This window comes from Bacteroidota bacterium (assembly GCA_030017895.1).
Lineage (GTDB): Bacteria > Bacteroidota > Ignavibacteria > UBA10030 > BY39 > JASEGV01.
This window is the reverse complement of sequence record JASEGV010000086.1, coordinates 1-11,092: the sequence shown is the minus strand read 5'-3', so window position 1 is coordinate 11,092 and position 11,092 is coordinate 1. Positions and strand designations below refer to the sequence as shown.

Here is an 11,092-nt window from a genome sequence, read left to right as displayed (position 1 = left end):
AAAAATTGAAGATGCCATAAAAACATTCCCCCTTAAAAAGGGGGAAACGAAGGGGTTCGATAAAACCAACACTGAAAACACAAAAGGGGTCGAAGAATATAAAGATGAAAGCAAATACAAATGTTAACCGATCCAATTTTAAAAAGTAAAGTAGATGCGTTGTGGGATAAGTTTTGGTCAGGCGGTATAGCCAACCCTATCACTGCTATCGAGCAGATGTCGTATCTAATATTCCTTAAGCGGTTGGAGGATATGGACAATGCGCGCTCGGCGGCAGCTAGGAGGCGTGTAGGACGAAGTGATACTTCGTCTTCAAATGAGCGAACTGACAGTTCGCTCTACAAGTCAATATTTAAAGGTAATGAAGAATGCCGCTGGTCGTACTGGAGTCAGTTGACGGATTAATTATTAGAACTACCCTTTACTTATAACTAACCCGCCCCAACGCCTACAAGAGGAGTAAAGAAGTAGACCCTCAACTATATGGTCTGGATTAAATAGGGATTGGGTATATGACCGGATGATTATTTTCCTCTTTGCTAATCCCAATAATTTTGTTATATTTTCAAACATCAAACGAACAAGAACGGAATTAAAATAAATGGCGGTTAAAAAAAGCGAACTATACAGTTCTCTATGGGCAAGTTGCGATGAACTACGCGGTGGTATGGATGCAAGCCAGTACAAAGACTATGTGCTAGTGATGTTGTTCATCAAATACATCAGCGATAAATACGCGGGTGTGCATTATGCTCCTATTACAGTACCTGAAGGTGCAAGCTTCAAGGATATGGTGAAACTAAAAGGTAAGCCGACGATTGGCGAGGATATAAACAAGAAAATCATAGGTAAAATTGCGGAGGCAAACCATCTTACCGGAACAATTGATTTAGCTGATTTTGACAATCCCGATAAGTTAGGCAGCGGTAAAGATATGGTGCAGAAACTCACTAATCTGATCGCTATTTTTGAAAATCCGGAACTCGACTTCAGTAAAAACAAAGCTGAGGGGGATGACATTCTTGGAGATGCTTATGAATACTTAATGCGCCACTTTGCTACTGAGAGCGGTAAAAGTAAGGGACAGTTTTATACACCGGCAGAAGTAAGCCGTGTGATTGCAAAAATAATCGGTATCAGCAGTAAAAACACAAGTGCAGCTACCACAGTGTACGATCCAACTTGCGGATCGGGTTCGTTATTGTTAAAAGTCGGTGATGAAGCAGAGAAAAACATTTCACTCTTCGGACAGGAGAATGATGTTGCCACCGCAGCGCTTGCGCGTATGAATATGGTGCTGCATAATCACGCATCCGATGTATTGGGTATTAAACAAGGCAACACACTTGCAAGTCCGCTATTCTTAGACAACAACGGATCATTGAAAACATTCGATTATGTAGTCGCAAATCCGCCGTTTAGTTATAAATCGTGGGGGAATGGTGTTGATGCAGTTAACGATATGAACAGAAGATTTCAAGACTATGGTATTCCGCCCAAGAAGAACGGTGATTATGCTTTTTTACTGCACATTATCCGTTCATTGAAAAGTAAAGGAAAGGGCTGTGTAGTTATGCCTTTGGGTGTGTTGTTTCGTGGGAATACCGAAGCGGACATCCGGAAAAATATTATTCAGAGGGGTTACGTTAAAGGTATTATTGGTTTGCCGCCCAACTTGTTTTACGGAACAGGCATTGCCGCATGTTTAATTGTGATTGATAAAGAAAACGCTGAAAATCGCAAAGGTATATTTATGGTCGATGCGAGCAAGGGCTTTATCAAAGACGGCAATAAGAACCGCCTGCGTGATGAGGACATCCACAAGATTGTTGACACGTTTAATAACCAGATTGAAGTACCAAAGTATTCACGCATAATTCCCATTGCAGAAATTGCTGATACTAAGAACGATTACAACCTGAACATCCCTCGATACATTGACAGCCAGGAAGCGGAAGACTTACAAGATATTGAAGCACATCTTTTAGGCGACATTCCCAACCGAGATATTGATGAGCTGCAAAATTATTGGGAAGTTTATCCGACGTTAAAAAATACTTTATTCACTGCAAGCAAACGGGCAAACTATTCTGCCTTATATGTTGCAAAGGAAGAAATAAAAAACACAATATTCCAGCATCCCGAGTTTACTGCATTCAGCAAAAAGATGGATGCAGTATTTAATAAGTGGAAAAACGAAACTATTGCTTATGCTAAGGCATTGGACCCTGTCCTGAGCCTGCCGAAGGGAAAGCCTTTGCACCCAAAAAAAGAAATACAAGTTATTTCTGAAAACCTGCTGAAACATTACACAGACAAACAACTGACAGATAAATATGCAATGTACCAGCACATTATGGACTACTGGGCTGAGACAATGCAAGATGATATGTACGAACTTACAGACGATGGTTGGAAGGCGGGCAAGGAGGTAAAACGCATAGAAAAGAAAACCAAGGCTTCGACAGGCTCAGCCCAGGAAAAGGCGGTTGCGGTTAAATATGTTCAGGGTATTGAAGGACTGGAAGGCAGGTTGATACCACCGGCTTTGATTATACAGGAATATTTTGTTAAAGAACAAAAAGCCATTGACGATTTGGAAACGCAAGCCGAAACACTGACCGCAAAGATGGATGAATTGCGCGAAGAATATGGTTCGACAGGCTCACCACAGAGCGGAGGCGAAGATGGTTTACTTGCTAATGCAATAGATGATAAAGGTAAGATTAGCAAAGGTAATTTACAGAAAGCAATTAAAGAGTTGGGGAAAAGAAATGCCGATAATGCTGAAGAATACGACATGCTTAACCAATACAAAAAGCTGATGGATGATGAAGCCGAAGTGCAAACCAAAATAAAAGTCACAAATGCCGATTTGGAAAAGAAAGTTATTGCACAATATCCCAAGCTAAGTATTGACGAAATAAAATCTATTGTAGTTGAAAAGAAATGGATGCGTAGTATGGAGCACCGTATTAGAACCGAGATGGACAACATAAGCCACCGACTTACACAACGCATTAAGGAATTGGCTGAACGCTACGAAACGCCATTGCCACAGCAAAACAAAGAAGTGAAAGACCTGGAAGAAAAAGTAAATACTCACCTGAAAAAAATGGGGTTTGTATGGAAATAAACCATCAAAAAAATAATTATAACGATCTTGTAAAGCAGATTTCAGATGTTTATGTACAGAGCAGACAAAAAGCTGTTTTAGCTGTTAATACCTATCTTATAGAAACCTATTGGAAAATCGGTCAATACGTTGTGGAGTTTGAGCAAGGTGGAAAAGTAAAAGCAGATTATGGAAAAGGACTTTTAGAAAGCTTATCAAAAGACCTTTTATTACTTCATGGTAGAGGTTTTAGTTTAAGCAATCTTAAACGGATGAGACAATTCTACATCACTTACCCAATTAGTGCGGAGCTTCCGCACCAATTAAGCTGGACTCATTGGGTAGAGTTGCTTAAAATAGAAGACCCGCTGGAACGTTCATTTTATGAAAAACAAACTATCATTGAAAACTGGAGTACCACAGAGTTGATACGCCAGAAAAAATCTTCCTTATTTCTCCGTTTGGCTGCATCAAAAGACAAAGAGGGCATATTACAGTTAGCCAAACAGGGGCAACTGATAGAAAATCCTACAGACCTTATTCGTGAACCTTATGTGTTGGAGTTTTTAAAAATTCCCGAACCTTACCATTTAAGTGAATCTGACCTTGAAAAAAGAATTATTGACAAGTTACAACATTTTTTGCTTGAGTTAGGCAAAGGCTTTACCTTTGTTGGCAGGCAGTACCGTGTACCCGTAGGCAACCGCTCCTACTATGTGGATTTGGTTTTTTACCATCGTATTCTAAAATGTTTTGTGCTGATTGATCTGAAAAAAGAGGAAGCCGGTTACGAAGACGTTGGACAAATGAACATGTATCTTGGCTATTTCGAAAGCGAAGAAAACACCGAAGGCGATAACCCGCCTGTCGGTATTGTGTTGGCTAAAGAAAAGGACGAGTTGCTTGTAAAATATGCTATGCATAATATTTCATCCCAACTTTTTGTGAGCAAATATCAGCTTTATTTGCCCAACAGGGAAGAATTAAAAGCATTGATCGAACAGCAATTGGCAGTGCCGTATAATGATGAAACCATTTAAAGCAAATGAAATTCAAATGGTAGAAGGATTTAAAAATACTGAGGTTGGCATTATTCCGAGCGATTGGGAGGTGAAGGCAATTGGAGATATTTCTATAATTTCTGTTGGCAAAGATTTAAAAAAAGAAAACTATTCAAAGGATCAAGACTCCAATTACAAGTACCCCGTATATTCAAACACAGTATTAGGCGCTGGATTATATGGGTATTACAATGTATCTGAATTTAGTGGTGAAAGTCTAACAGTTGTTGGCAGAGGCGTGGGATTAGGAACCGCCTTTAAAAGAAGTGAGGAATATGGTGCAATTGGTAGATTGCTTGTTTTGATGCCACATAAAAATATTGATGCTAAGTATTTAACTGAATTTATAAACTACAAAATTAATATTTTCTTTGAGAGTAGCGGAGTTCCGCAATTAACAGGAATTTCCTTTGCAAAGTACAAAGTTGCCCTTCCCCCCACCAAAGCCGAGCAAACCGCCATCGCACTTGCCCTGAGCGAAGTCGAAGGGCTCATTACACAATTAGAAAAACTCATCGCCAAAAAGCGAAACATCAAGCAAGGAGCTATGCAAAAATGTCTGAACCCGGATTTTTGGGATTCACTTGATGACCGTGATTTAAAAGATAAAAAAAAATCAGGGCAATCATTAAATCACATAAATCACAGTTCAGACAAATGGCAAGTGAAGAAGTTGGGGAAGATAGCAGAGATTTATCAGCCACAAACAATATCGCAAGATGTTTTTGTTAAAGATGGTTATTTGGTTTATGGAGCAAATGGAATTGTAGGGATGTATGATAAATATAATCACGAAACTTGGCAGACAACAATTACCTGTAGAGGTTCAACTTGTGGAACTGTTAACAGAACAATTGATAAGTGTTGGATTACTGGTAATGCAATGGTTATAAATGTTGATAGAAATATTTCTATTGACAAGTTATTTTTCTATTACATACTTGCAAACCAAGATTTTCGTAAGTGTATTACTGGATCAGGACAACCTCAAATTATCAAAACACCCCTTAGAGAATTTGAAATTCAACTTCCTGAAGAGAAAGCCAAACAAATCCACATTGCCCAAATCCTTTCCGATATGGATACCGAAATAGAATCCTTAGAAAAGAAATTAGAGAAATACAAAATGCTCAAGCAAGGCATGATGCAGAATTTATTAACTGGGAAAATACGTCTAATTTAGACACAAATGTGAATGAAAATCGGCATATTCGAAGAAAACGGTATAAATGCAATTATGCGTATTTATTTATGCAGAAGTGCAAAAAGAACAAGTATATTTGCAGATATACTTGTAAATACAAATATAAATAATTATATTTGCAGAAACTCATAAAACAACAATGGATATAAAAGATTTTAAAGCCGGTAATTTTAAAAGCCAATATCAATACAAAAGTTTCAGCCCAAGTGTAATTAATATCAGCTGGCAAATAAGCAATCCGGAATTAAATATACTGCTCAGTCAAGCCGATATCAAATTAGGAGAACTGAACGCTTTTTCACAATTAATACCCGACGTGGATTTTTTTATAAAGATGCACGTTGCAAAGGAAGGTATTACAAGCAGCCGTATTGAAGGAACTCAAACGAACATAGAAGAAGCTCTTCAAAAACAGGAATACATACTTCCGGAGAAAAAAGACGACTGGCAGGAAGTGCAGAATTATATTCGGGCAATGAACGATGCGATAGAGGAGTTAATAAAAATTCCACTGTCAAATAGACTGCTAAGAAAAACCCATCTCGAGCTTTTACAAGGTGTACGAGGTACGCACAAAAAGCCCGGTGAATTTCGCACCAGCCAAAATTGGATCGGTGGAAGTTCGCTTAATGATGCTGTATTTATTCCTCCACATGAAAATGAGGTACCTGAATTGATGAGTGATCTGGAAAAATTTCTTAATAATGAGCAAGTACAATTACCTCATTTGATAAAGATAGGTATAGCTCATTATCAATTTGAAACCATTCATCCGTTTTTAGATGGAAACGGAAGAATCGGCAGATTGCTAATTACATTGTATCTGGTTAGTAAGGGTTTGTTGGTAAAACCAACATTGTATCTGTCAGATTATTTCGATAGAAATAAATCATTTTATTACGATAACCTTACAAGAGTAAGAACGCATAACGATCTGACTCAATGGATAAAATTCTTTCTAGAAGGCGTCAGACAAACTGCTGAAAATTCTATTCAGGCATTTCGTTCAATAATTGCATTGCGTCAGAAATGCGAACAGAAAATAATGAGCCTGGGGAGAAAAACTATGCTCGCAAAATCTTTCTTGCATTATCTCTACAGCAATCCCATCACCGACAGTCAGGATGTTTCCGATTCGCTGCATATTAATATCTCAACGGCGTTACGATTGATAGAAGATTTTATACGATTGGAAATAATAATAGAAACCACAGGATATAAACGAAACCGAATTTTCTCATTTGAAAAATATATAAAACTATTTAGATAATGGCAGACGTTGGACAAATAGAAAGATCAACCCAAAACCGTATTGTGCAGTTGTTCAATCAATTGGGCTATAGATATCTCGGTAATTGGGAAGGCCGACCAAACAACAGCAACATTGATGAAGACACACTCAAAAAGTATCTTATCAAAAAAGGATACGGTCAGACTCTCATCAACAAAGCATTGCACGAGTTGCGTACCACTGCCAACAACTACAACGAGAGTTTATACACAAACAATAAAAATGTTTATCAGCTTCTACGTTATGGTGTAAAAGTAAAAGCTGAGGTTGGCGAGAACTATGAAACCGTTCATTTGATAGAATGGGATCCGAATAAGATTGAGGAAAACGATTTTGCTTTTGCTGAAGAAGTAACTGTACAAGGTGAAAGGGAAAAACGTCCTGATATCGTTTTATACGTAAACGGAATTGCTCTTGCAGTTTTGGAATTAAAACGAAGCACTGTTTCTATCGGTGATGGCATCAGACAGAGCATTGTAAACCAGCAAAGGGAATTTATACAATCGTTCTTCTCAACGGTTCAGTTTATATTTGCCGGAAACGATACTGAGGGTTTGCGTTTCGGAACCATTGGCACACCTGAAAAGTATTATTTGAAATGGAAAGAGGATGAGCACGACGACAACTTACTTCAGTTAGATAAATACCTAATGAAGCTGTGTAACAAGAAGCGCTTTCTTGAACTTATCTATGACTTTATAGTGTTCGACGGTGGAATTAAAAAACTTCCACGAACGCACCAGTACTTCGGCGTAAAAGCGGCACAGGAACATGTGCGCAGGCATGAAGGCGGCATCATCTGGCATACGCAAGGCAGCGGTAAAAGCATTGTTATGGTGCTGTTGGCAAAATGGATATTGGAAAATAATCCAAATGCGAGAGTTGCCATCATTACAGACCGTGATGAACTCGATAAACAGATTGAAAGAGTTTTTGCCGAAGCCGGTGAACAAATATATCGCACTCGAAGCGGCAGAGACCTTATGAATCAATTAGGACAAGCGAAACCACGTTTGCTTTGTTCACTGGTTCATAAGTTTGGAAAGAGAGATGTAGATAACTTTGATGAGTTTATTGAGGAGCTAAAAAACAGTCCATCAAAAGCAGTTGGAGATTTATTTGTATTTGTAGATGAATGCCATCGCACACAGAGTGGTAAGCTTCATCAAACGATGAAAGCTATGCTGCCTTACACAGTATTTATCGGCTTTACCGGAACTCCTTTGTTGAAACAGGATAAACAAACCAGCTTAGAAGTGTTCGGTAAATATATCCATACATATAAATTCAACGAAGGCGTTGAAGATAAGGTAATACTCGATTTAGTATATGAAGCACGAGATATTGACCAGAAAATATCATCTCCCGATAAAATTGATATATGGTTTGACGCAAAAACCAAAGGTCTGAATGATTTTCAGAAGTCAGAACTGAAAAAGCGATGGGGCACGTTGCAAAAGGTGCTTAGCTCGAAAAACAGGATGGAGAGAATAGTAAATGACATTATACTCGATTTCAATACTAAACCACGTTTAAGTTCTCAAAGCGGAAATGCCATCCTTGTAGCATCAAGTATTTATGAGGCATCCCGATATTATGAGTTATTCCAGAGAACAGAATTAAATGACAAATGTGCAATCATAACTTCTTACAATCCTACTACACGCGATATTACAACAGAGGACACTGGAGAAAATACTGAAACTGAAAAAGAATACGTCTATCGCTTATATGTATCTCTACTGAATGGTAAAACCACAGAAAAATATGAAGATGATGCAAAGGCAAAATTCATAAAAGAACCTGTCAATTTAAAACTGATTGTTGTTGTTGACAAATTGCTTGTTGGATTTGACGCGCCACCTTGCTCATACTTATACATTGATAAGAGTATGCAGGATCATGGATTGTTTCAGGCAATATGCCGCGTAAACCGTTTGGATACTGACGATAAAGAATTTGGATATATTGTTGATTATAAAGATTTATTTAAGAAAGTTGAGGATGCGGTATCAGTATATACATCACAATTGGATTATGATACATTCAAAAAAGAAGAATGCGATATTTTATTACAAGATCGCATGAAGAAAGGTCGAGAGAGATTAGACGAAGCACTTGAAGCGATTGCGTTGCTATGTGAACCTGTGCCGCCACCAAAAGATACATTGACATCTATTAGATACTTCTGCGGTAATACGGAAAAACAGGATGACCTGAAGGCAACGGAAGTAAGGCGCACAGCATTGTATAAATCGACTGTTGCATTAATCCGTGCTTACGCTAACATCTCCGCAGAATTAGTACAAGCAGGTTATGACGATGAAGAGATTAATGATATTAAAAAGAAAATAGATTTTTATTTAGATCTCAGAGAAGAAATCCGCAAAGCAAGCGGCGAAACACTTGACTTAAAGACTTATGAAGCAGATATGCGGCACCTGATTGATAATTATATTCAAGCTGAAGACCCAAGAGTTGTTTCTCCGTTCGGTGATATAAGTCTGTTGGATATTATTGTAAATTCCGGAATTGCCGATGCCATTAACAGTTTACCTCAAAGTATAAAAAGCAATCATGAGGCGGTTGCTGAAACAATTGAAAACAACGTGCGGAAGAAAATCATCAAAGAGCATTTGATAGACCCCGCATTCTTTGATCGTATGTCAAAGCTGTTAGATGAAATTATCAAAGAGAGAAAAGCCAAGGCTGTAGATTATAAAGAGTATTTAAAGAAAATCGGAGAGTTGGCAAAGAAAGTAAATGAAGGAAAGGGCGATAATATTCCTGCCGATTTGAAAACACCGGCGCTAAGAGTTCTATATCATAACCTCCAAGAAAATCAGGAGAAGGCGCTTGCCTGCGATGCAGCCGTTCGTTACAACAAGAAAGCCGATTGGAAGGGTAACCTTCAAAAAGAAAACGAAATAAAAGCCGCTTTATACAAAGTTCTTAAGGATATTAATGAAGTTGAAAGAATCTTCCCGATCGTTAAGAAACAACAAGAATATTAAGATGCAGGAATTAAAATTGGGCGATATTACTGTAGAAGTGATACAGAAACACATTAAAAATATTCATCTGAGTGTTCACCCACCAACAGGACGTGTTAGAATATCCGCACCATCACGGTTGAGTATGGATACTATTAGAGTATTTGCGATTTCTAAATTGGGCTGGATTAAAAAACATCAGACCAAATTTAAAAATCAGGTAAGAGAAACACCGAGAGACTATATCTCAAATGAAAGCCACTTTTATAACGGCAAGAGATACCTTTTAAAGGTTACTGAAAATAAAGCAGTCCCAAAAGTTGTATTAAAGCATGAACATATTGAGTTATATGTAAGACCACATTCATCGAGATTACAAAGAAAAGCTATTTTGGATGCGTGGTATCGCGAAAGGTTAAAAGAGTCGATACCTAAACTAGTATCAAAGTGGGAAGTGATAATGAAAGTGTCAGTTAATGAGTTTGGTATTAAAAGGATGAAGACCAAGTGGGGAACTTGTAATCATAGGGCTAATCGAATTTGGCTAAATTTGGAATTAGCCAAGAAGTCGCCGCAATGTTTAGAGTATATAGTTGTACACGAGATGGTTCATTTATTAGAGCATCGTCATAACGAACGCTTCAAGGCTTATACGGATAAATTCGTACCAGGGTGGAAATCTTTAAAAGAAGAATTAAACAGAACGCCAATAAGTCATGTGGATTGGAAGTATTGAGAAAATGGAGTCGGAAAAAGAACTGGAGGATTTGTTTGGTAATCTCATAACAGCAACAATTATGTGAATTTGTAAAAGTGGGAGGGAAGCTAATGAAGTCTTATGAAAGGATTCGGTAAGGAGAATATTGACTTAATCGTTGACTATTTCTGTTATGATTTGAAAATTAGAGCATATTTCTTATATTTCCAACATGATAAATAAGAGTCGTTATAAGCTTACCTTAATTATTATATGTGTAGTAATTGTAGCTTTGGTTCTTATCAAAGTCCTCTTTTCGGGCGGAACCAAACAAAACAACACTTCAGGGCCCAGCGCAAGAAATCCACAAATTTCGGTTAAGTACCAGATAATACATCCGAAAAAAATTAGTGAGAAGGTTGTTACGGTTGGAACTATTCTTTCGAATGAAGAAGTAGAAATCAGAAGCGAGATTTCCGGCAAGATTACAAAAATTTATTTTAAAGAAGGTGAAAAAGTCAAAAAGGGTGAATTACTCCTGAAAATTAATGACGACGAGCTTCAAGCACGACTTTTATCGGCACAATCGCGACGGAAACTTGCTGAACAGCAAGAAGAACGTCAGAGACAATTAGTTGAAAAGAATTTAATCAGCCAGGTAGATTATGATAAATATGTAAAGGGCGGTTCCAAAAATTGACTTATTGAATACTTTTTTTTGTATATTTAAG

The 11,092-nt window shown here is 37.8% G+C and carries 8 protein-coding genes; all 8 read left to right on the top strand.

Annotated elements, in window-relative coordinates:
• Positions 1–120: 120 nt before the first annotated feature.
• Positions 121–405, top strand: a complete 285-nt coding sequence (locus QME58_12610; protein MDI6804665.1) for a type I restriction-modification system subunit M N-terminal domain-containing protein — start codon at positions 121–123, stop codon at positions 403–405.
• 196 nt (positions 406–601) lie between these two features.
• Positions 602–3,136 (top strand): type I restriction-modification system subunit M, encoded by a 2,535-nt coding sequence (locus tag QME58_12605; GenBank protein ID MDI6804664.1) that lies wholly within the window; start codon positions 602–604, stop codon positions 3,134–3,136.
• Positions 3,127–4,155 (top strand): PDDEXK nuclease domain-containing protein, encoded by a 1,029-nt coding sequence (locus QME58_12600; protein ID MDI6804663.1) that lies wholly within the window; start codon positions 3,127–3,129, stop codon positions 4,153–4,155. Before QME58_12605 ends, QME58_12600 begins: the two co-directional genes overlap by 10 nt.
• Positions 4,139–5,359 carry a restriction endonuclease subunit S gene (locus QME58_12595; protein MDI6804662.1) on the top strand — a complete coding sequence of 407 codons (1,221 nt, stop codon included), beginning with the start codon at positions 4,139–4,141 and terminating at the stop codon, positions 5,357–5,359. Before QME58_12600 ends, QME58_12595 begins: the two co-directional genes overlap by 17 nt.
• A 160-nt stretch (positions 5,360–5,519) precedes the next feature.
• The gene (locus QME58_12590; protein ID MDI6804661.1) at positions 5,520–6,650 is read left to right on the top strand and encodes a Fic family protein; all 1,131 of its coding nucleotides are present in this window, start codon (positions 5,520–5,522) and stop codon (positions 6,648–6,650) included.
• Positions 6,650–9,685, top strand: coding sequence for an HsdR family type I site-specific deoxyribonuclease (locus tag QME58_12585; protein MDI6804660.1), 3,036 nt, complete (start codon positions 6,650–6,652; stop codon positions 9,683–9,685). Before QME58_12590 ends, QME58_12585 begins: the two co-directional genes overlap by 1 nt.
• Positions 9,636–10,400, top strand: coding sequence for a SprT family zinc-dependent metalloprotease (locus QME58_12580; protein ID MDI6804659.1), 765 nt, complete (start codon positions 9,636–9,638; stop codon positions 10,398–10,400). The genes QME58_12585 and QME58_12580 overlap by 50 nt, the downstream gene beginning before the upstream one ends.
• Positions 10,401–10,593: 193 nt before the next feature.
• A complete protein-coding gene (locus tag QME58_12575; GenBank protein ID MDI6804658.1) occupies positions 10,594–11,061 on the top strand; it encodes a biotin/lipoyl-binding protein in 468 nt (155 codons plus the stop codon).
• Positions 11,062–11,092: the final 31 nt, after the last annotated feature.

What these genes read in the sequence shown, in the direction of transcription:
- QME58_12610 (MDI6804665.1), top strand. Translation starts at nt 121, where the DNA reads ATGTTAACCGATCCAATTTTAAAAAGTAAAGTAGATGCGTTGTGGGAT.
- QME58_12605 (MDI6804664.1), top strand. Translation starts at nt 602, where the DNA reads ATGGCGGTTAAAAAAAGCGAACTATACAGTTCTCTATGGGCAAGTTGC.
- QME58_12600 (MDI6804663.1), top strand. Translation starts at nt 3,127, where the DNA reads ATGGAAATAAACCATCAAAAAAATAATTATAACGATCTTGTAAAGCAG.
- QME58_12595 (MDI6804662.1), top strand. Translation starts at nt 4,139, where the DNA reads ATGATGAAACCATTTAAAGCAAATGAAATTCAAATGGTAGAAGGATTT.
- QME58_12590 (MDI6804661.1), top strand. Translation starts at nt 5,520, where the DNA reads ATGGATATAAAAGATTTTAAAGCCGGTAATTTTAAAAGCCAATATCAA.
- QME58_12585 (MDI6804660.1), top strand. Translation starts at nt 6,650, where the DNA reads ATGGCAGACGTTGGACAAATAGAAAGATCAACCCAAAACCGTATTGTG.
- QME58_12580 (MDI6804659.1), top strand. Translation starts at nt 9,636, where the DNA reads ATGAAGTTGAAAGAATCTTCCCGATCGTTAAGAAACAACAAGAATATT.
- QME58_12575 (MDI6804658.1), top strand. Translation starts at nt 10,594, where the DNA reads ATGATAAATAAGAGTCGTTATAAGCTTACCTTAATTATTATATGTGTA.